We start from the raw sequence: 21721 nt of genomic DNA on the forward strand, positions 1-21721 counted from the left end.
ACCAACGTGTAGGCAAGCGCTCTGGCAAGCAAGAAAAAGGATTGAACATGAGCAACTCACCAATTCAAGCAGTGATCTTTGACTGGGCTGGCACTATCGTCGATTTCGGCTCTTTTGCGCCAACCAGCATCTTTGTGGAAGCATTCAAACAAGGCTTTGATTTCGATATCGATCTTGAGGAAGCGCGCGAACCAATGGGGCTCGGTAAGTGGGATCACATCCAAGCTGTGGGTCGTATCCCTGCAGTTGATAAACGTTGGAATGAGAAGTTCGGTCGCTCAATGACCAGCGAAGACATCGACTCTATCTATGCAGCATTTATGCCTCTGCAAAAAGCAAAAGTGGCTGACCATGCAGAGCCTATCTTAAATGCGATTGAAGTTGTGAACGGTCTGAAAGACAAAGGCATCAAGATCGGTTCTTGTTCTGGTTACCCTCGCGAAGTGATGGATGTACTGATTCCTGTTGCAGCGGATTACGGCTACAAACCAGATTACGTAGTAGCAACGGATGACCTGCCACAAGGTGGTCGCCCTGCACCATTTATGGCACTGAAGAACGTGATTGAGCTGAATGTTACCGACGTTAATGCGTGCATCAAAGTGGATGACGCCGCACCGGGCATCGATGAAGGTCATAACGCTGGTATGTGGACCGTTGGTCTATTACTTTCTGGTAACGAAGCAGGTCTAACGTTTGAAGAATACCAAGCTGCGGACGAAGCAACACTTAATGCCGCTCGTGAAAAAGCGCGTGTAAAATTGCTCAAGAGCTCGCCGCACTACCTTATCGATACGATCGCTGACTTCCCAGAAGTGGTTGCTGATATCGAACGTCGCCTAGCAGCAGGTGAGCGTCCTTAGTCTTCATCTTCCACAAATAAATGAAACAAACGCCCCTTACGTGAGGGGCGTTTTTCTTTTTGGCACTATCTTAAGGAGGTTTGGTTTATTGAAACGTAGTTCCGTTAGATAGCAGCTTTCTTGTCGGCTCTTGCTCGGTGTATTCGACCGCATCATGTTCCGCGAGTTTATCGACTTCCGCCTGTCCACCCACGACAACCAAGACGTGTTGTTTCACCAGAGCGTCGACCACTTCAATGTTGTGCTGACGAAGAAGCGCTCTCACTTCGCTCTCTTTCCCTTCATGATACTTAACAAAGTAACGTGCAGGTTGCTGCTCGGCTTGATCTTGGCGTTCATCCACGAGAGGAAATCCTTGATTGTTTGCCAAGCTGCTTGAGCTCAGTCCGATTGCCAATAGTGCGGTAGCGCCTACCGCAGACAAAGAAAGTAAGGTCAACTTCTTCATAGCCACTCCTTATTGAAAGGTCAGAGTCCAACTGTTGATGGTGCCTGTGTCTCTTCTGGCACTGTCCACCGCTTTTAGTTCCCATGTACCTTGCGATTCAAAACCAGAAAAATCCGCTTGGAACGTATTTTTTATATCGTTAGCGCTGCCGCCGGTATTATTGTGAAGTACAACTTCTCCACCAGTCGGTGACGTTAAAGTCACTCGTAGATCACCGATGTAAGTGTGGCTAATATCAACGTCAATACTTACTGTGCCTGAATCACCAGAGCGATCGACTTCTACTGCACTGATTGCGCCAGAAGATTTATTATCTGGAATCGCGACAGGGCTGGTATTTGAGAAGCTAGAATCCGAAGAGCTACCACCATCAGGTCCATTACAGCCAGCGTCCAAGAACAGCTTCGCCGCTTCAGCATTAACTAGGCCGTGGCCAGTACGGTTGTCTCGACCAGCAACATCAATATCTGTTGCAGTTTTCACTAGGGCATTACGTACTTGCGCTGCTGTACAGGTTGGGTGGTAACTCCACACCAAGCCAGCTACGCCCGTTACGTGCGGTGTCGCCATTGATGTACCATTGTAGTACTCGTAATCTTCACCAGAGGTTGTTGCAACAGTAATTTCCTGACCAACATACCCCAATAGCTCTTGACCAAATGCACGATCAACCGTTACCGAAACCATACGATAAGCGTTGTTTGTGTCTACCAAGAATGGGTTTTGTAAACCAGGTAGTTCAGAGTTGCTGTATACGATTGCAGCTCGCGCACCCGCATTGTAACAAGCCTGAACCGCATCCACCTCTGGGTAGTTACCTGAAGACTGGTTGCCAATACGCTCAGTCAAACAAATTTTGCCCGACATATCACCACAGTTAACGTTACCGCCAGATACATCACAGCTATCTAGCGTTGCCGTTACTGAACCCGCGATTGGATCCGGAACATACGAAGAACCGTTATTGATCAAACGATTGTGAGGAACAATCCCACGATCAAACTGGCTTACACCATTCAAGGTAATATCAGAAAGTTTACCTTCACCTACCGTAACCGTTGATAAGATCGCCACACCCGGGCCTGAGATCTCAACTTGATTAGTAGATTGTGAGAACGCCGCATGATCATTTTGATTATCAACAGCCGCAACAGACATCACTGAGTCATAAGAAGCTGGATAGCTGTGCGCTGTATTGCCATCATTACCCGCAGCGGCGATCAATAGAACGCCTTGATCGTAAATATTTTGCAGTGCATTTTGCTCAGTTCGGCTTGATTGACTACCACCAAGGCTCATGTTCACAACGTTAGCACCATTATCGGCACAGGTCTGGATTGCTTTAACAAGCCCAGATGAGTAACCCCAACCCGATTCATTAAATACTTTCACGATGTGCAAATTAACATTCTGGTTTGGCATCACACCCTTTACACCTTCGGTGTTGGCAATCGCAGCAATCGTACCCGCGACGTGAGTACCGTGGGCATTGTTGTTACCCGGATCACTCCATGATCCCGTACCACTATCGTTAGTACCAGCAACGCGGTTACCGCTTAGGTCGTTGTGCGAAATGTCGTACCCTGAATCGATAATACATACAGTGCGATTACCCGCATTGAAGTCAGCTAGCAGTTGAGCATTAACCGCTTCATATCCCCATGGGGTCGTTTCGCTGAGCAAATAGCGAGGTGGATCGACTTCCACGTATTCCACATCACTACGGTTGCGAAGCGGCTCTAAGTCATCGCCATCCAATTCAACGCTGTAAATGGCGCGATTACCCAGTTTTTCCACCTTACGTGCCTTCACCTGTTCTAGAACAGACTCCTGCGCGATTCGTGGCCCCCAGAATGAGTTACCACCCATTGAAGAACGGCTGACTGCATCTTCTTTGAATTTGACGATGTACTTCGTCGGTAACTTAGATTCATCAAATCCCATTGGTGGAGCCGCAAACGCTGACATCGAAGTGGTCAGTGCTATTGCTACGGCAGACAACGAAAATAAGCCTTGTTTTTTACTTGTTGTGTAGTGCATTTGCCCTATTCCTTATTTGAGCTAATTTTTATTCACTATATTCTCATGAAAAGTCATCATCATGATGTTTGCATGAGAGCTTCAGCTATAGTTTACAGAGCAAAAATGCCAAACAATTTGTTTCATGAATATACAAATTTGTACAAAAGATCATTCAATAAACACTTTAAGTTAACATTAAAAATCATCAACAAAACCTTATAAAGCAATTACTTAATTAACAAAAAGTGAATGTTAAATTAATGTTAGTGAGTAATTATTCTAAATATCACCCATTTAATCGATTGCTATGCTGAATGGATTTTTTGACCGTGGTGCCAAAACTGAAATATTGAATATTTAGTTGTTGACTGTCTTGAGCATTTACTCAGAATTAGAAGGTTTAGTGAGAAAAATTCTCATCTAAATACTGTTATAGCCGAGCGTATTCACGCATTCGGAACAATAACCATTACAAGAAGAGTGAATGATGAAAAAAACAATCACACTATTAACTGCATTACTTCCGCTTGCCTCCGCCATTGCAGAGGAGCCAACTTTATCACCAGCAATGGTTTCTGCGGCTGAAGTGGTTAGCGCGCAAGAAAATCAAACTTATACGTACGTTCGATGCTGGTATCGTACGAGCCACTCTAAGGACGATGCGGCTACCGATTGGAAATGGGCAAAAAACCAAGATGGTAGTGACTTCACTATCGATGGTTATTGGTGGAGCTCTGTTTCATTTAAAAACATGTTCTACACCAATACCTCACAAAACGTAATTCGCCAGCGTTGTGAAGAAACACTAGATCTAGCGAACGAGAACGCAGACATTACATTTTTTGCTGCCGACAATCGTTATTCTTATAACCACACGATCTGGAGCAATGATGCTGCAATGCAACCAGATCAAATCAACAAGGTAGTGGCTTTGGGCGATAGCTTGTCTGATACAGGCAACATCTTTAACGCGTCCCAATGGCGCTTCCCTAACCCGAATAGCTGGTTCTTGGGTCACTTCTCAAACGGTTTTGTTTGGACGGAATACGTTGCTAAAGCCAAAAACTTACCGCTATACAACTGGGCAGTTGGTGGCGCAGCAGGTGAAAACCAATACATCGCGCTAACTGGTGTCGGCGAACAAGTTTCTTCTTACTTAACCTACACAAAGCTGGCGAAGAACTACAACCCTGCTAACACATTGTTTACGTTAGAGTTTGGTTTAAATGATTTCATGAACTACAACCGTAGCGTGCCGGAAGTAAAAGCGGATTACGCTGAAGCTCTGATTCGTTTAACAGACGCTGGCGCGAAGAACTTCATGTTGATGACACTGCCAGATGCAACCAAAGCACCACAGTTCAAATACTCAACACAGGAAGAAATTGAAACGATTCGTGCGAAAGTATTGAAGATGAACGAGTTCATCAAAGCACAAGCGATGTACTACAAAGCCCAAGGCTACAACATCGCATTGTTTGATACACACGCACTGTTTGAGAAGTTAACCTCGGCACCAGAAGAACACGGTTTCGTAAATGCAAGCGACCCTTGCTTAGACATCAACCGTTCATCCTCTGTTGACTACATGTACACTCACTCATTACGTTCTGAATGTGCAGCATCTGGCGCAGATAAGTTCGTGTTCTGGGATGTGACTCACCCAACCACAGCAACGCATCGTTATGTGGCTGAAAAGATGTTAGAAAGCAGCAATAACTTAGAAGAGTTTCGCTTTTAATAAGCCGTTGTTGTTCATTGCAAATTAATCTGCATAAAAATGACCACGATGCTTCGTGGTCATTTTTTATCGATATCGAACCCCGATAACGGTTTTATTTGAGCTCGCTTAGTTCAAGCCGTTGATTTAGAGACGTTGACTTTGAGCAGCCTCATTCAGCTTTCTGTTTTTGGTACGTTACCGCGGAAGCTGTCCACCATAATAGAGATCAACGTCTTTAAGGTCACATAATCACTGCGGTATGAGTAGGCTCGTATACCCGTAAACTGAACCTGGAACAACTGAGCAAGAAGCAATGTATCCTGAGCTTCAATTTCGCCATTCTCGATTGCTCGCTCAAACAGCTTTGCAAGAAAAGATTCAAATTGGCTTGCTAAGCTGTTTGTTTGATTGCGCAGCGCATTAAAATCCTCAGCAAATTCACTTGCTGATTTGACTAACATGCACACTTCACTGGGATTGGAGTCTCGCTGATTGATAACCACATCAATCGCGAAAGCTTCTATTGCATCTAGAACCTTTGTGTTCTGAGCTAAATGCAACTCAAACAGGGCTTGTAAGTTCGCAACGTACATTTTTAGCGCTTCACAATATAGCCCCTCTTTTGACCCAAACGTCGCATAAATACTTCCAGGACGCAGATTAACGCTATCTTGTAAATCACGTGTAGATGTTGCATGAAAACCTTTCTTCCAGAATAGATCCGAGGCGGCTTTCACCACTTCATCACGTTGGAATTTCTTTGTATTCGCCATGAGCAATTATCAATTTTGAACATATGCTCAATTTTATATTGAGCGACCGCTCAAAATCAACTATCCTGTTCTTGCCTAATCCGCTCATATCCAATTACAGGAGATTTAAACATGGCAGAATTTAAACTGTATACCGCAGAAAACGCACCCGAAGGATCAAAGCACCTGATTGAAAATTCAGTCAAAGCGTTTGGCATGCTACCAAATCTTCATGCTGTTATGGCTGAAGCGCCAACCTTGCTTGAGGGTTATCAAGTTGTGCATGAGCTCTTTCAACAAACATCATTTAACGCAGAAGAATTGACCGTCGTATGGCAAACCATCAACGTTGAACATGGTTGTCACTACTGCGTTCCTGCTCATAGTGCGATCGCGGCGTCAATGAAAGTGGATCAGGAGATTGTCGATGCTCTCGTCAACCAAACACCATTGGCAGACGAAAAACTTGAAACACTACGAGAGACAACGCTTCAAATGGTGCGCCAACGTGGTGTAGTTGAAGAGTCTCAGATAGAGAAATTCTTTGCGGCGGGTTACGGACAGCAGCAACTGCTTGAAATTGTTCTTGGTCTAGCGCAAAAAGTGATGAGTAACTACACCAATCACCTAGCTGACACCCCGGTTGATGCACCTTTCAAGAAGTTCGCCAAGTAACTTAAGCTTTTATTACTGGTCCCATTCATGGGACCAGTAATACCTTCAAAAAAAGCTTTGTTGCATGGCGCTTCGCTAGTGTGTGCTGACCCCTAATTACAACGGCGCAACGTCGGTTCCCCCTAAAGACTGGTAAAGCGTAACCTGAGTGAGAAACTGGTTGTAGCGGTTTTCCAACAAAGAAGCTTGCGCGTTTCTGGTGTCTTCTTGTGCATTCAAATAGTCCATGATCGACGTCGAGCCATACTGATACCGCGCAGCATAAATGGACTCAGCGGCACTTGCGGCATCATATTGCTCTTGTAAACGCGCCGCCTGATACTTCAATTTTTCGCGTGCTGACAAGGCATTTTCGACATCTTGGAATGCGGCGTACAACACTTGGCGATAGCTCACAATGGCCGATTGATAGTCTAAATCGGCAATGGCTTGGCTGTTTTTCATCTCATTCCACTGCAAAAACGGTAGCGTCATATCCGCACCTAAACTGCCGATCGGGTTGGAAAGCAGGTCTTTGAGCGCTTGTGACGATCCCCCCAAAGCCCCAGTGAGCGTCAGCTTAGGCAAGTAGTCCAAATCTGCTGCGTCTTTATTTGCTAGCGCGGCTTTGACGTCATAAATCGCGGCTTTAATGTCGGGTCTGCGGATCAATAAATCAGACGGAGCACCAACACTCAACGATGGCATATCGCCTTCAGGCAGCATTTGGATGTTTGCACTGATGCTCTTCGGCGGTTGATTGAACAAAATCGCAAAGGCGTTGTTTGCCTCAAGTAAACTCTGTTCAAACTCACTTTGCTGCGCTTGTAAGCTTGCCAACGTACGTTTGGCTTCAAGCACATCTAACTGATCCACAGCGCCAAGTTGGTACTGTTTTTCAATCAATTGTAGCGTTTGAGCTGCGTCTACCACATTACGCTGGCTGAGGTTTAAGCGCTGTTGCAGATAGCCGATTTGCCAATATAGCGATGCCGTCGTTGCTACCAAACTTTGTGCGGTCGCCTCGCGATCTTGTTGACTTGCCATCGCCGACCACTTGGCTTGGTCAACGTCTGCCGAGATTTTTCCCCATAAATCCAACTCGTAATTGACGGATAAGTTAGTGCTGTAACTATCTGCCGATTCCCCGCTATCAAGAGATTTTTGAACTTGTCCTGATGTGGAAGAACTCAACGTAGGGAAAAGGTCATCTTGCGCTAAACCCAGCTGTAAACGCGCTTTCTTTAGCGTTAGCGTTGCCAGCGTCAAATCGTTATTTTGAGCCAACACCTGAGTAATGTATTGATTAAGAGTTGGGTCGTTAAACGCCAACCACCAAGGATCCATACTGACATCACCCGCAACATGCATCTGTTGCCAATTTGCAGGCACTTGCACCTCAGGAGCTTGATAGTCGCTACGCATAAGCGACCCACAACCTGACAACCACACTGCGCTTAAGGCAGCCGCGACCAATCGAGTCTTGAATTTCATTGTGTTACTCATTTTTAGTCTCTCGCTAGCGCTTCTATCGGATCGAGTTTGGCGGCATTGCGAGCGGGTAAAAAGCCGAAAGCGATGCCAATCAACGTTGAGCAAATAAACGCCCAGATGATCGAGTTCATTGAGTAAACCATTTGGAAGCCGCTACCAGATGTACTGAATGCAAAACCAATCAAAAACGCCAAGCCAATACCAGCAATGCCACCACACAAACACACTAGTACCGCTTCAATCAAAAACTGACGCAAAATATCCGCTTGCCGCGCACCCACAGCCATTCGCACACCGATCTCTTTCGTGCGCTCTGTCACCGACACCAACATGATGTTCATTACGCCAATTCCCCCGACAATTAGGGAGATCACCGCAATCGCTGAGATCAGTAACGTCATGGTGGCGGTGGTTTTCTCGATGCTCTGACGAATGGTGTCAGTGTTAATCGTGAAGAAATCTTCTGTACCGTGGCGCATTTTTAACAAGTTGATGATGCTCTGCTCTACCGCCGCACTTGGGGCGTTCTCATCAATCCGTACAGTAATGCCGTTGAGGTAGCGTTGTCCCATCATGCGTCCCGACATGGTGGTGTATGGCACCCAAATTTTCAGCGCGTCGCTGTTGCCAAACGCGTCTTCTTTTTTCTGCGTGACACCCACAATACGCACTGGCAATGAACCTAGAAAAATCACTTCACCAATCGGATTTCTATCCGCAAACATTTCCTTTCTAGTGTTGTCATCAATCACTGCTTCTTGTGCGAGTGAGTTCACGCTCTCTTCATCCCAAAACTGACCTTTGGCGATCTCATAACCGCGCACACGGAAATAATCTTCCCCAACCCCTTCCACAGACGCGGTTGCATCCTGATTGGCGTAACGCACGGTTAAGCTGTTGGATAAAGACGGCGTGACACTGTCGACAAAAGGTAGACTCTCCAACGATTTAGCATCGTCGGCGGTTAGCGTTTTCACTCGTCCGGAGCGGCGGTCACCAAACCCTTTGCCCGGCCTGACATCAATGGTGTTTGTTCCCATGGATGAAATATTCGACAAAATTTGCTGTTGTGAACCATTACCTAGGGCCACCACGGAAACCACCGAGGCTATACCAATAATGATGCCGAGCATGGTCAAAAACGTGCGCATTCTGTGGCTAGACATCGCCAGCAGCGCCATTTTTAGCGCGTCAATAAAACTGTCCCACTTCCACCACTTACTGGCGGCTTGCGCTGGGCGATGAAAAGATGCGCTCGGTGTCTTTGCTGCTTGCTCATTGATTACAACTTGTGCATTTGACGTATCTGCAATGATTTCACCATCTTTGATTTCAATGATGCGATCCGCAAAGTTCGCCACATTCATATCATGAGTCACTAAGATGACCGTATGCCCAAGTTGATGCAACTCTTTAAGCAGTGCCATCATCTCTTGCCCACTGTGACTGTCTAATGCGCCAGTGGGCTCATCAGCGAGAATCACCTCACCGCCGTTCATCAGTGCACGAGCAACACTCACGCGCTGTTGCTGGCCACCACTCAGTTGGCTGGGCTTGTGAGTCAAACGATCTTCCAACCCTAAGCGAGCCAATAACGACTGCGCTCGCTCCGTTCTTTGACGATGAGGAACTCCCGCGTAAACCGCCGGTACTTCCACGTTTGCCACCGCGGTTAAATCCCCCAGCAGATGGTAACGCTGGAATATAAAGCCAAAATACTCACGGCGCAGTTCCGCCAGTTGGTCGGATTCCAACGTCGAGACATCTTGCCCATTAATGAAGTATCGACCGCTGGACGGTTTATCCAAGCAGCCGAGCACATTCATCAGCGTCGATTTACCTGAGCCCGATGCACCCACGATCGCGACCATTTCACCGCGTTTTATCTCTAAATTAATGTGGTTCAACACGGTAAGCGACTCGTCGCCAGAGACAAAACGTCGAGTTAAATCCTCAACTTTTAAAAGCACGTCACTCATCTTAGAACCTCATTAGAGATCGACGACGATCACCTCGGCTTGATGATTCTCCGTCCATAGCATTGCCAAGAACAACTTGGTCGCCCTCCTTCAAACCTGAGAGAATTTCTGCGTTCACTTTGTTGTTAATACCCACTGTCACGGGCTTTTCCACCACTTGGCCCTGTTCAAGCACTGGAACGGTATAATTGCCTTTGCCGCCAGATTTTTGCAGCACTTGTGAAGGGACAATCAAGGTATTTTCCGATTGCTCAAGGACAATCGAAACTTGCGCAGTCATGCCGATACGCAAAATACCTTGCGGGTTCTTCACATCAAATACAGCGTTGTAGTAAATGGCGTCGCTATCTGAAATGCTCAAATCGCTGTCATCGCCATCCATGATGGTTGGCCCCGGCTCAATGGCGCGCAATGTGCCTTTAAACTGCTGATTCGGTTTGCCTAAAATGGTGAACAGCGCCGTTTGGCCTGGGTGAACAAAAATCACATCGGCTTCCGAAATTTCGGCTTTCACCGTCATCGTATCTAACTTGGCTAACTCGATAATAGTTGGCGTGGTTTGATTGGCGTTTACGGTTTGTCCTTCTTCCACCGCGGTGTAAACCACCGTGCCATCCATCGGTGCGTTGATGGTGGTGTAACCGAGATCTAACTGCGCATTGTCGACGTTGATTTTGGCTTTCTCGATTTCGGCATCCAGTTGCGCTAACTCGGCTTTGTAGATGGCGAGCGTCGCTTCGGCATTCTCGTAATCAGCTCGTGAGCTCGCTTTCGCTGCCAACATGCCTTTTTGGCGCACGTATTCATAGTTTGCTTGTTTAATCTGCGCTTGCTTAGCCTGGTACTGAGCGTTGAGACTATTAAGAGACGCTTGGGCTTCTTTGAGGCTGTTTTGCTGAGTCAGGCTGTCAATCTGTGCAATCAAGTCCCCCTGTTTGATCTCATCCCCTAAGTTCACAGCGAGGCGTTGAATTTGCCCAGATACTTGCGCACCTACATTCACCAATTTGGACGCTTGCAACATGCCGTTGGCTAATACCGCCTTTTCGATATTGCCTTTGCGAACGACTTCTGTCGCGTAAGGAGAAATGGGTTCTGGACGTTGCAGATAATGATAACCACCAGCACCAATAGCGAGTAGGCCACACAAAACGAGCCATTTTTTATTGAGTTTCATAGCAGGAGTGAAGTAAATAATCGTTTTGATTTTATACTGCTATTTGTCTTAGCCGTACAGGGTACGAGACGTAAAGATAGGTAAATTAACGTCAAGATACTGAAGGAATAACTTCACTAACGTGAAAAATCCGAGATATTATAGTCACTTCAAAACTTTATCATTCAATAAATATAACAAAGATCATTTTTAATATAGAAATTCAAGTTATAAGTATTATAAACAAAACTTTTAAATACCAACAAACCAGTAAAATCCAAAATTATTCAACATGCCACCCATTTAAATTTCATTATGGTCATTTTGATGATTGAATTTAAAGAGGAGTTAAGTGGCAAGTTAAATAAAAAATACCCACATAACACAGGTAAGACCGAGAGGAGTGTGTCATGTGGGTTTAAAACGATAGTTCTCTTGCTGATTCGAACTACCAACGTTGGGATGCAATGGAAATACAAATGACTCAGAGTTTCCATCACGAACACTTTATCGCTGGATTTGCCTCTGTTTGTTAGGGAACAGTCAGCACAATAAAAATAGAGAAGTAATACCGCAAAAATAAAAATAGAGGCTCTGAGTTTAATTTACACGTAAAATAATCACCACATTCACGACATGAACCATTAATAAATTCATCAATAAATATTTATTAAGTTAAATTTATTTATTGTCAACATACTGTTAGTTTCACTCCTAAATATACTGGTCAGATTTGTTTATTTTACTGCTTTTCGTTGCAATACAACCTCTAATTAATTCATGAGAAAAAACATGCAGCGACAATTAACTCTTTCACCGATTTATTTATTAATCGGGTTAGCCTCATCGACGGCGTATGCCGGTGGTTTTCAAATTAACGAACATTCGGCGACGGGTCTTGGTCGTGCTTTTGCTGGTGATGCCGTCATTGGTGATAATGCGTCTGTAGTCAGCCGTAACGCCGCAGCGATGACGCTGTTTAAACAAAATGCCTTATCGTTCGGTGTCACTTACGTCAAACCTGACGTTACCGTTAAAAATGCGCAATATCATCGAGCTAACATTAATGCGGATGTCAATGTTGGTATGGGCGGTTTTCCTCCGTCCCCTCAAGTTGAAATTACCCCGTCCTTCTCTCAAACCGTGACCGACATTGATGACGTCGATGGCGTTGGTCAACCAGCCGTTGTACCCAATTTTTACTTTATTCACCCTATCAACGACGACTGGTATCTTGGCTTATCGGCATACTCCAACTTCGGAACCGACATGGAGTTTAAACCAAACTATGGCGCACCTGTTTTTGGCGGTGTCACCAGCGTAGCGAGTGTCAACCTTGGCGCAAGCTTGGCATACAAGGTGAACGACCGTTTTAGTATCGGTGGTGGTATTGATGTGATTTACGGCTCTGGTGAACTGTACCGCGATATGGACGTGGGTGTTTGCGTTGGTGGGAACATACTGGGAAACGAACTAGAACAACGTTGCGGAGCCTTAAAAGGCAACGCACTTGATGTGGAAGCTGGCGGCATTGGGCTTGGCGCGAACATTGGCATGATGTACGAGTTTAACGAACGTCATCGCTTGGGTTTGAGCTACAAGCACAGCCCTAATATCGATGCCAAGGGTGACATCCACTTTGCTGGCGAATCGTACGACTCACTTGCTATGCCGCTACCGGATATTGCGGAGTTTTCCGGTTATCACCGCGTCTTACCTAAATTTGCCCTGCACTATTCTGTGCAGTGGATTGGTTGGTCAGCATTTGACAGCTTGAAAGCTGATGATCAGTTGCTAAAAGATTTTCAGTGGCAAGACTCCGCGCACTACTCCATCGGTGCGACTTGGTACGCCAATGAACGTTGGACACTTCGCACGGGTTACATGTTCGACAAAACACCTGTCGATGAGCTGACTTCGCTTTCTATCCCAGATTCGAACCGTCACTGGTTATCTGCGGGTGCCTCTTACCAATGGTCATCAGATACCACGGTTGACATCGGCATGACGTACTTGATTGGTGAAGATGTCAACGTAGAAGAGTACGCGTATGAAGGTGTTCCTGCACCGATGGTAACGGGCGTGACCCATTCAAATGCGTTCCTAATTGGTGCCCAACTCAGCCACCGTTTCTAATTTGTCAGGCAGTGATCAAACCTCTAGGTCATTGCCTTGTAACAACGCTTATCAAAGCGACCGAACAGAGACATTATTATGAACAAAACACTACTTGCTTTTTCACTCTCACTTCTCACTCTAAGCGCGGCTCAGGCTTCGGAATGGGGCTATGGCAATGACAAACACGGGCCAGAACACTGGGGAGAAATCGCCAAAGACTGCGCAACCACGAAAAACCAAAGCCCAATCAACATCGACAACCCAGCCGATGCAAAACTGGAAGCACTGAACCTTTCGTACACTGGTCAGGTCATTGGTTTAACCAACAATGGTCATACGCTGCAAGCGCAAGTGAATGGACGTAATAGCTTCACCATCGATGGCGAGACGTTCGAGCTGCAACAGTTCCATTTCCACACACCTTCAGAAAACCAAATCAAAGGCCGCCAATATCCACTTGAAGCGCACTTTGTACACGCCAACGCAGACGGCGAGTTGGCGGTAATTTCGGTGATGTTTGATGCTGGCGATCAAAACGCAGGGCTGTCTAAACTGATCAACGCAATCCCACAAGAGAATCAAACCACGTTCTTTAAAGATACGTTTGAGATTAACGACTTACTGCCAAAAACTGCAAACTACTATCGATTTAACGGCTCTTTAACCACACCACCATGTTCAGAAGGTGTGCGCTGGTTTGTGCTTAAAGACACTCAAACCTTATCCAAAGATCAAGCCGAGAAACTGATGGAAGTCATGGGACAAAACAATCGTCCGCTGCAACCGCTAAATGCGCGCGTTGTACTTTCTAACTAAACGCCACATCCGATAAGGGGCATCGTATTTGCCCCTTATTTTGATTCGCTCTAACCTCACTTCGTTACAGGAACCCCCAATGAAAACTCCATCTGTTCTGTCACTCTTACTCGCACTCGCCCCGACATTCGCCTTCTCTCATAACCTTTCTGTCGGTCAAACCACCCCTTCCGTCAGCATTGATACCTATGGCGAAATGACGCTGCAAGGAGACGATGTGGCTTATCAACCTTGGGCAACTCAGCAGATGTTAGGCAAAGTCCGTGTGATACAAGCCATTGCAGGTCGTAGTAAAGCCAAAGAGATGAACGCGCCGCTGATGTCAGCAATCACTGCCGCTCACTTTCCTGAAGGTCAATATCAGACCACAACCGTGATCAACCAAGAAGACGCCATTTGGGGGACCGGTAAATTTGTAAAATCGTCGGCAGAGGACAGCAAAAAGACATTCTCTTGGTCTTCCATGGTGTTAGACAAAAATGGCGTATTAGCAACAACTTGGGATCTACAGCAAGAAAGTTCTGCGATTATCGTACAAAATAAACAAGGCGAAATTTTATTCGTGAAAGAAGGGGCTTTAACTCAAGACGAAGTCACACACGTCATCGAACTGATTAAACAGAATATCTAAACCTAAGATAAGGAAAAGCTATGAAACTGTTCAACACCATCGCACTCTGTCTTTTAGCGGCTGTAGCCTCTTTCCAATCGGTTGCAGGAGACAACGATTGGGATAAGATTGCAGATAAGACCGTCAGTTTTAAATCGGAAACCGACACAGTCAATCCACTGTCACCATTTGCTAACGCTCGTTTCAGCCACATAAAAATCAAATGTACGCAAGGTACGGTCGATCTGAAAAGCGTTAAAGTAATCATGAAAGATGGTCAGGAAAAGACGTTCGACAGTTTAGGGGTTCTGACTAAAGGCATGTCATCAAGAAGCTTAAGCCTACCAACAAAAGATAACGCGAAGTTAGACAAAATCGAGTTGAACTATGAATCGGTTGGCAGCACTGCGCTGCAAGTCGCGGGGGTGACAAAAAAAGCGCAAGTGGAAATCTTAGGTAAGAAAATCGACGAGTAAGCGATGGCTCAACGAGCTCACCCAAACTAAAAACAGCGGCACTAGGCCGCTGTTTTCATTAAAAAATCGTAATGAATAACTAAATGAATTTCTTCAGCTTCGCCAAACCATAAGCAGCGATGGTGACACAATCTTTGATCGTACCGTCGATCATCATCTGTTCGAACTCCTCAACCGAAAAAGCACGAGCGATCAAATCCTCTTCTTCACTGTCGAGTTGATTGCCCACGTCCGTTAAATCAGTGGCGAAATAGACGTGACATGTCTGATTCAAAAAGCCGTATGCGATAAACTGCGCGCCGACATACGCCATGGCGCTCGCCTGCATGCCCGTTTCTTCACGCAGCTCGCCTTTGGCAAGCTCAAGATGATCCGCATTTGGGTTTGATTCCCACGCCCCTTGTGGGATCTCCCAACAACGTTGACCTACGGTGTAACGGTACTGCTGAACCAAGTGAATCATCCCGTTATCGATAGCCAGAATCGCAGCACAATCAGGTTTGTCGACCACACCATAGATGCCCTCTGCGCCGCTCGGACGTAAAATTTTGTCCTCACGCACCGTCATCCACTTATTCTGGTAAACGACTTTGCTGTCTAACTGTTTGATGTCTGACATGGTTATTCCTTGATTTTTCTGAGGGTTACTGCGGAATAATACCCGATTCGGTTACGCCACCAAAATGTTCTTTAGTTCACTCAAAGACTCAACGGTGTAATTTGGTGCGATACGCTCATCGACGCTTGCGCCTGTGGTATTTAACCAGCAAGTTTCAATACCAAAATTATTACCACCCAGAATATCGGAATGCAGGTTGTCACCCACCATCAGTACGCGCGTTTTGCATGGGTTGCCCATTTGCTGCATCGCGTATTCAAAAATACCTAAGTCCGGTTTTGCTACGCCCACTTGTTCAGAGATCACCACTTTATCGAAGTACTCAGTCATCCCTGTGCGCTCAAGGCGAATTGCTTGCAACTCTGTAAAACCGTTGGTGATGATGCCCATTTTAGCTTTGCCTTGCAGCGCTTCCATCAGCTCTTTTGCACCTGGCAACAAGCTGCAAATATCGGCCATCGCTTCTAAAAATGCGCTGTTGAGATCTGCTGTTGTAGTATTCAACTTCTCAGCCCACTCGGTAAAACGCTTATGTTTTAGCTCATCTGCCGTTACTTTGCCGTCTTGGTAATCCACCCAAAGCGGTTTGTTTACGGTTTGGTAATGAGCAAAATCTTGTTCAGTAAAATCTACGCCTTTGCGAGAAAACATAAGCTGCAAACCTTTGAAAGCATCAAAGTGGAATAAGGTTTCGTCAGCGTCAAACAGGATCCAATCGTACTTCATTTTCTTCTTCCCAAAATCAAGGTCGTAATACTGGTGCATAGTCTAGATTGTTTTCTTCTTGAAGATAATCTCTATAATTGGAAATTAATTGTATCCTTGTGCTCAACAATAAATGCTTCACGATAATAGGAGATTGATGTGAACGCGATTGCCTCCCTGCCCGTTTTTGTTGCTGTTGTCGAATGCGGCAGCTTTTCCCTTGCGGCCAAACAGCTGAATCTGACGAAATCGGCGATCAGCAAACGCATCAACCAACTAGAAGACGATTTGGGCATTCGTCTCCTTAACCGAACCACGCGTAAGCTGAGCCTGACCGAAGCGGGAGAACGCTATTTTGAGTACGCTTCTCAAGCGCTCAATCTGGCCCAGCAAGGCGTGGACGCGGTATCGGAACTGCAAGGCTCTCCACAAGGTCGGCTCAAAATTACCGTGCCGATGTCTTTCGGTGTGCTGCATATCGCGCCTTTGATCAGCGAGTTTCTCGCTCGTTACCCGAAAATTGAAGTGAATTTAAACCTCGAAGACAAAATGGTCGATTTGGTTAAAGACGGTTTTGATTTGGGGATCCGTATTGGTGAACTCACCTCTTCCAATCTAATCGCAAAACGTCTCGCCCCTTGTAAAAGTGTGCTTTGTGCCTCGCCAGATTACTTAGCGGAGTTTGGAACACCACAAAAACCAAGTGATTTAGTCAGTCACAACTGCCTGCGCTACTCCTATTTCCGTGGCGGCGTCGAATGGATGTTCATCAACAATGACAGCGAATACAAAGTGCTTCCAAAAGGAAACTTTATCGTCAATAACAGCGAAGCCATTCGCCAGTTGCTGTTAAGAGGTTCGGGCATTGCTCAACTGCCGACGTTTATTGCAGGAAGAGACTTTGCTGCAGGAAATCTAAAACCGGTGATGGAAGAGTATTCTCTACCAGAACACGCCATTTATGCGGTTTTTCCTGAGCGCAAGCACATGCCGTTGAAAGTAAGAGCCTTTATCGATTTTATCAGCGAAAAACTCGGCACAGATTTACCTTACTGGGATCGTTACAACAGCCCAGAAAAATAACAATATTGATGATAAGTGAGTGAGATTTCACTACTGACATGTTCTGACATTCCATCCGCGTAACCTTATTTGGAACTCAACAGGCAATCCGCCAAAACCAATAAGGAATCACAATATGGAAACCGTTATCGAAACTGTGCAATTTCGTCTAACCGCAGGCACAACAGAGCAAGACGTGATCGCTGCTGCCAAACAGTCACAAACGTTTGTGAAGAATCTGCCGGGCTTTTTGTATCGCTCACTCAGTCACGAAGCGACGGACGATGTGTGGACAGACATCATTTACTGGCGTTCAATGGACGATGCGAAACAGGCGGGAAAACAGATTAAGCAAGCCGTTGAATTTCAGCCTCTGTTATCAATGATTGACTGCGAAAGCTTCGAGCTTAAACATCACAACTTAAAAATGTGCAGTGAGCTAGAGAAGTAATCAGCCACACTACCACTAACAACCAGTAGGTCTAGATAAGGAACATCATGAGCAAATCAGAACGACTGTTTGAGCTACTGACGCTTCTGCGCGCAAAGCGTTACGCCGTGACAGCGAAAGAGCTCGCAGAAAGAATGGAAGTTAGCGAACGTACGATTTATCGCGATATTCAGTCGTTGCTCAGTTCTGGTGTTCCGATTCAAGGTGAAGCAGGTGTCGGCTACCTGTTGCAAGCTGGCTCTCATCTGCCGCCTTTGATGTTCTCAGAAAAAGAGATGATGGCGCTTGAACTGGGTATGCGGATGGTTCGAGCCTGGTCGGATGCCGAACTTGCCGAAGCGTCTCACTCTGCGTCCACCAAAATACTTTCGGTATTGCCCGATAAGCTCAAACAACAAGTGGAAGATTGTCCGCTGATTGTGCCCGATTATCACACCCAATCCGAGACTGCCAAACGAGGGCAGCTTCTGCGCCACGCGATTGATCATCAGTTTAAGGTCAGTTTGGATTACCAAGATGAAAGCGGACAAGTGACCGAAAGAAAAATCCAACCATTAGGCCAGTTCTTTTGGGGCAAAGTCTGGACGCTGGTCGCCTGGTGCGAATTGCGCGATGACTACCGCCAGTTCCGCCTCGACCGTATCCAAGCACTGCGTATGCATGATGAAGAGTTTCAGAGTGCGGAAACCAAATCTCTCAAACATTATATTGCGCAGTATGAATCGAAAGATTGAGTGTTCTTCATCCTTCCATCACAAGGATTCTAAATTGCTCTGCTCAATGCGAGATATTTGGAAAGGCACATTTAGTTAAACTAATGTTTCATTTTTAACAGATGCGCAACCAACCTAAGATCGTTAACTTAAGTAGCACGTCAACCACACCGGAGCGTGAAGCTATGAAAGTACTGATTCAATACACCCAAGCAGGGAAATATCGAGATCAAGCGTGGGAGTCTTTAACTCTTCGATCTAAAGGTGATATGCAGGCAGTTACCCCTTCTTATGCTGCCCAACTTATCGAACAAAGCAAAGCGACACTTGTGATGACAGAGGAGCAACAAATCGTTATTCATCCATAACCGACTATTAGCCTTGTTTAACCAACCTTTGTTAGTTGTGCAAGGCTTACATCTCGCCATTACACGTTATCCATTTTATACACGACCAACTATATTTGGAGGTTGGCCTTAAGCATTTTTCCGAACATTGATGTTTGTTCGTTTAATCGTTCAACCTAGCTCAGGTGAAAAGCGAAAGTTACCTGATGTATCCCAAGAGGGGCCTAGGTGGTACCGCCTATTATCCTTCATAATAATATGGGTAATTATCATAAACTCTACAATGTTAGCACTTGTATTTTTTATCGCAGGTTTTTTATCACTAGCAAATCATCTATGACCTTCACTTATCCAACCAAGTTTAATATCACACTTTAAATGTAAAAAATCACATTAACAATTTCATGCAAATAATAAATACATCAGCTAATTTGTAACTTTTTAAAATGAAAGTCTAGAATGCAAAAAATAAACCTTTTTAAATATAGTTTTTTGTTAGTATCTGCACAAACAAATTATTAGCTAGAGGTGCTCTGTGTCGGGATTATTTGAGTATAAAATAAAAACTCATGATAACTTATCATCAATTATATTAAACATGTATGGTGCTCCATATGGTAGCAAGGACTATCAGATGGTACTGACTCATATAATGACATTAAACAAGCATATTTCAGATCCTAACCGCATTAGAGCTGGCGATATCATTTGGTTATCAGCTCTACCCAAATCAAGCTCTCAACTTAAAACTCAAAGTAACAATGCGTTACCTCCTAAAAGTATCGCGAAGCTAGGGACCTACCCAGCGTCTAAACCTCAAATGCCCAGCTCTCCTCCCTATAAAGTTTTGCCTCCCAATCTTCTCAGCTACAATCAACCTCCAAAATCAATCTCAAATCAAGTTCCACCGCAACATGCTGACATGTTTTGGGCGTTGGCATGGTTAGAAAACAACGCCAATATGATTACTATTCCAGGAGGTACCTTGATGGGTGCTACAGGGAACTTGATGAGTAAAGGAAATATTAAGCTCATTGAGAACATCAACGACCTTTACGCAAACTATAAAAACGGAGTAATAAGTAAAGGACAATATGATGGTCGACGTAAAAAACATTTAGACCTACTAAAGAAAAATGTTGGCCCTATGGAAAAACTGTTATTTGGCAACAAAACGACTCACCAGTCTATTCGCATAGCTCGAAGTGGAGGGTTACCTGCGAATGCTCATATAGTTAAACAAGCCGAAAAACTGAATAAAATAGCTCAAGCATCTAAAGTGGGCGGACATGTTTTAGTCGGTGTTGGTCTGACGGCTTCCTGCATTCAGATTGCGAATACACAAGACCAACATGAGAAGAATGAAATTTTTGTTGAGTCAATAACTAGCACAGCTGTAGGAATGGGTACCAGCGCGTTAGTCGGTCTATTTTTAGTATCAAACCCTATTGGCTGGGGGACTGCCATTGTACTCGCTGCCGGTTCAACGGCTGTAGGTTATGCATCCGGTAAAGTGGCAAAAAGCTTTTATAATTCAATTGAAAGCAAGCCAAACTTAGTCGCTAGTACTGGAATAGAGTCTATATGCAGCAAGTAATCACATTTCTTTTTTACACTTTAATGACTGGTGTGATTATTATTTTCTTACAAACCATTTTTATCGGTGTCATGCACTTTCTGATGCCGAAGGAGATTGTTGGGAACTATTTTAAAAAACCATATTTTAATGAATTTGAGCTTTCTTTATTCACAGGGTGGCCTTACGCATTTTTCCGAACATTGATGTTTGTTCGTTTAATCGTTCAACCTAGCTCAGGTGAAAAGCGAAAATTACCTAATATTTCTAGAGAAGTACCAAAATGGTATCGTTATTTGTCGATTCTATTACTGGGTATTATCATTGTTAACTCTGTTGTCGTTGCCCTGACTTTATCAATTGGTGCCGTTCTTTTAGCAATTGAGTGAGGAATTAACATTAAAATATAACGATGTACTCGACGAAGAGAGCTCAGTCTGAACTCTCTAATCGCTAGAGTTATTGCATACTAACCTCTACTCTTCTTCGTTGAGACGGCGAATCAACTTAGCTGGCGTGCCTCCGTATAGACAATCTGGCGGCACATCATGGTTAACGACCGAGTTCGCCGCAATCACCGAGCGAGCGCCAACTGTTACACCTTGGTTGATGACGGAATTTCCGCCAATCCACACATCATCTTCAATCGTGATAGGTTTACAAAACGTTTCCCAACGTCGGCGACTTCGGTAATCCACAGAATGAGAAGCGGTATAGAATTGCACGCTCGGTCCAATGAGCACGTGGTTCCCGATGGTAATTTTGGCACCATCGAGCATGACCACGTTCATGTTGATAAAGGTTTCTTCACCTATTTCGATGGTCTTACCAAATTCACAATGAAAAGGGGACTGGACAATACAACGGCCTACCTTGCCAAATAGCTGCTTTTGCAATTCGTCGCGCTGACTTTCGTCGGTGTTATTATTAAGTGCTCTAAGTGCTTGAAGAGCATGGCTTCTAATGGCGTCAATTTCTTTGTTCATGCCATCAAAGACCTGGCCAGACATCATTTTTTCTAGTTCTGTCACTGGAAGACTCCTACAACCTGCAATTACTGCTTTCAGATTCTTCACAAGGTACGTGAACTGCGAAATAAAAAAAGAGAAAAGCCCGGACTTTTCTCTTTCCTGTTTT

22 protein-coding genes are annotated in these 21721 nt (G+C 45.0%); 13 read left to right on the forward strand and 9 right to left on the reverse strand.

Translation table 11 applies throughout. From position 1 onward, the window contains the following. Window positions 1–47: 47 nt before the first annotated feature. Complete coding sequence (phnX, locus tag R7D93_RS10650; protein WP_213867544.1) at window positions 48–863, forward strand: phosphonoacetaldehyde hydrolase; 816 nt, start codon at window positions 48–50, stop codon at window positions 861–863. Between the two features lie 85 nt (window positions 864–948). Here the strand turns inward: phnX and R7D93_RS10655 are convergent, their stop codons facing one another. Beyond that, window positions 949–1311: an ATPase gene (locus R7D93_RS10655; RefSeq protein ID WP_172563705.1), complete on the reverse strand. Its 363-nt coding sequence runs from the start codon at window positions 1309–1311 to the stop codon at window positions 949–951. Window positions 1312–1320: 9 nt separating this feature from the next. Next, window positions 1321–3351, reverse strand: a complete 2031-nt coding sequence (locus tag R7D93_RS10660; protein WP_053307150.1) for a S8 family serine peptidase — start codon at window positions 3349–3351, stop codon at window positions 1321–1323. Between the two features lie 466 nt (window positions 3352–3817). On the opposite strand from R7D93_RS10660, the gene R7D93_RS10665 reads away from it, so the two are divergent. Beyond that, window positions 3818–5074 (forward strand): type 2 secretion system lipase, encoded by a 1257-nt coding sequence (locus tag R7D93_RS10665; protein ID WP_017819748.1) that lies wholly within the window; start codon window positions 3818–3820, stop codon window positions 5072–5074. Between the two features lie 155 nt (window positions 5075–5229). On the opposite strand, the gene R7D93_RS10670 is transcribed toward R7D93_RS10665, so the two are convergent. Continuing rightward, window positions 5230–5829 carry a TetR/AcrR family transcriptional regulator gene (locus R7D93_RS10670; protein ID WP_172563704.1) on the reverse strand — a complete coding sequence of 200 codons (600 nt, stop codon included), beginning with the start codon at window positions 5827–5829 and terminating at the stop codon, window positions 5230–5232. A 111-nt stretch (window positions 5830–5940) separates the two neighbouring features. Between R7D93_RS10670 and R7D93_RS10675 the strand changes: the two genes are divergently transcribed. After that, window positions 5941–6483, forward strand: coding sequence for a carboxymuconolactone decarboxylase family protein (locus tag R7D93_RS10675; RefSeq protein WP_005374097.1), 543 nt, complete (start codon window positions 5941–5943; stop codon window positions 6481–6483). Between the two features lie 96 nt (window positions 6484–6579). Here R7D93_RS10675 and R7D93_RS10680 read toward each other — a convergent pair whose 3' ends face one another. Genes R7D93_RS10680 through R7D93_RS10690 form a run of 3 tightly spaced genes read right to left on the reverse strand, consistent with a single transcriptional unit; the run spans window position 6580 to window position 11112 of the window. Then, window positions 6580–7956 carry an efflux transporter outer membrane subunit gene (locus R7D93_RS10680; RefSeq protein ID WP_172563703.1) on the reverse strand — a complete coding sequence of 459 codons (1377 nt, stop codon included), beginning with the start codon at window positions 7954–7956 and terminating at the stop codon, window positions 6580–6582. 14 nt (window positions 7957–7970) lie between these two features. Further along, a complete protein-coding gene (locus tag R7D93_RS10685; protein ID WP_225496517.1) occupies window positions 7971–9935 on the reverse strand; it encodes a MacB family efflux pump subunit in 1965 nt (654 codons plus the stop codon). Window position 9936: 1 nt separating this feature from the next. Continuing rightward, window positions 9937–11112 carry an efflux RND transporter periplasmic adaptor subunit gene (locus R7D93_RS10690; protein ID WP_172563701.1) on the reverse strand — a complete coding sequence of 392 codons (1176 nt, stop codon included), beginning with the start codon at window positions 11110–11112 and terminating at the stop codon, window positions 9937–9939. A 771-nt stretch (window positions 11113–11883) separates the two neighbouring features. Here R7D93_RS10690 and R7D93_RS10695 point away from each other — a divergent pair. From R7D93_RS10695 to R7D93_RS10710, 4 genes are all read left to right on the forward strand, one after another. Then, window positions 11884–13227: an OmpP1/FadL family transporter gene (locus R7D93_RS10695; RefSeq protein ID WP_168936791.1), complete on the forward strand. Its 1344-nt coding sequence runs from the start codon at window positions 11884–11886 to the stop codon at window positions 13225–13227. Between the two features lie 78 nt (window positions 13228–13305). After that, the gene (locus tag R7D93_RS10700; RefSeq protein ID WP_132936966.1) at window positions 13306–14025 is read left to right on the forward strand and encodes a carbonic anhydrase; all 720 of its coding nucleotides are present in this window, start codon (window positions 13306–13308) and stop codon (window positions 14023–14025) included. A 79-nt stretch (window positions 14026–14104) separates the two neighbouring features. Next, window positions 14105–14656, forward strand: coding sequence for a YtfJ family protein (locus tag R7D93_RS10705; protein ID WP_225496519.1), 552 nt, complete (start codon window positions 14105–14107; stop codon window positions 14654–14656). Between the two features lie 20 nt (window positions 14657–14676). Beyond that, a complete protein-coding gene (locus R7D93_RS10710) occupies window positions 14677–15111 on the forward strand; it encodes a hypothetical protein (protein ID WP_005480927.1) in 435 nt (144 codons plus the stop codon). A 79-nt stretch (window positions 15112–15190) separates the two neighbouring features. Here R7D93_RS10710 and R7D93_RS10715 read toward each other — a convergent pair whose 3' ends face one another. Both R7D93_RS10715 and yjjG read right to left on the reverse strand, forming a co-directional pair. Then, on the reverse strand, window positions 15191–15730 hold the full coding sequence (locus R7D93_RS10715; RefSeq protein WP_172563700.1) for an NUDIX domain-containing protein: 540 nt from the start codon (window positions 15728–15730) through the stop codon (window positions 15191–15193). Window positions 15731–15781: 51 nt separating this feature from the next. Further along, on the reverse strand, window positions 15782–16456 hold the full coding sequence (gene yjjG, locus R7D93_RS10720; RefSeq protein WP_005374109.1) for a pyrimidine 5'-nucleotidase: 675 nt from the start codon (window positions 16454–16456) through the stop codon (window positions 15782–15784). Window positions 16457–16594: 138 nt separating this feature from the next. Here yjjG and R7D93_RS10725 point away from each other — a divergent pair, with 138 nt between their 5' ends. From R7D93_RS10725 to R7D93_RS10750, 6 genes are all read left to right on the forward strand, one after another. Next, window positions 16595–17518: a LysR family transcriptional regulator gene (locus tag R7D93_RS10725; protein WP_140269193.1), complete on the forward strand. Its 924-nt coding sequence runs from the start codon at window positions 16595–16597 to the stop codon at window positions 17516–17518. Window positions 17519–17633: 115 nt separating this feature from the next. Further along, complete coding sequence (locus R7D93_RS10730; RefSeq protein WP_005497913.1) at window positions 17634–17948, forward strand: hypothetical protein; 315 nt, start codon at window positions 17634–17636, stop codon at window positions 17946–17948. Window positions 17949–17995: 47 nt separating this feature from the next. Further along, window positions 17996–18682, forward strand: a complete 687-nt coding sequence (locus R7D93_RS10735) for a helix-turn-helix transcriptional regulator (protein WP_005497912.1) — start codon at window positions 17996–17998, stop codon at window positions 18680–18682. A 164-nt stretch (window positions 18683–18846) separates the two neighbouring features. Then, window positions 18847–19029, forward strand: coding sequence for a hypothetical protein (locus R7D93_RS10740; RefSeq protein WP_021035913.1), 183 nt, complete (start codon window positions 18847–18849; stop codon window positions 19027–19029). A gap of 514 nt (window positions 19030–19543) precedes the next feature. Beyond that, complete coding sequence (locus R7D93_RS10745; protein ID WP_225496520.1) at window positions 19544–20605, forward strand: glycine zipper family protein; 1062 nt, start codon at window positions 19544–19546, stop codon at window positions 20603–20605. After that, on the forward strand, window positions 20593–20973 hold the full coding sequence (locus R7D93_RS10750; RefSeq protein WP_005374128.1) for a hypothetical protein: 381 nt from the start codon (window positions 20593–20595) through the stop codon (window positions 20971–20973). Before R7D93_RS10745 ends, R7D93_RS10750 begins: the two co-directional genes overlap by 13 nt. 87 nt (window positions 20974–21060) lie before the next feature. On the opposite strand, the gene R7D93_RS10755 is transcribed toward R7D93_RS10750, so the two are convergent. Continuing rightward, a complete protein-coding gene (locus R7D93_RS10755; RefSeq protein WP_206954839.1) occupies window positions 21061–21615 on the reverse strand; it encodes a sugar O-acetyltransferase in 555 nt (184 codons plus the stop codon). Window positions 21616–21721: the final 106 nt, after the last annotated feature.

This window comes from Vibrio sp. YT-15 (assembly GCF_033337445.1).
Taxonomy (GTDB): Bacteria; Pseudomonadota; Gammaproteobacteria; order Enterobacterales; family Vibrionaceae; genus Vibrio; species Vibrio alginolyticus.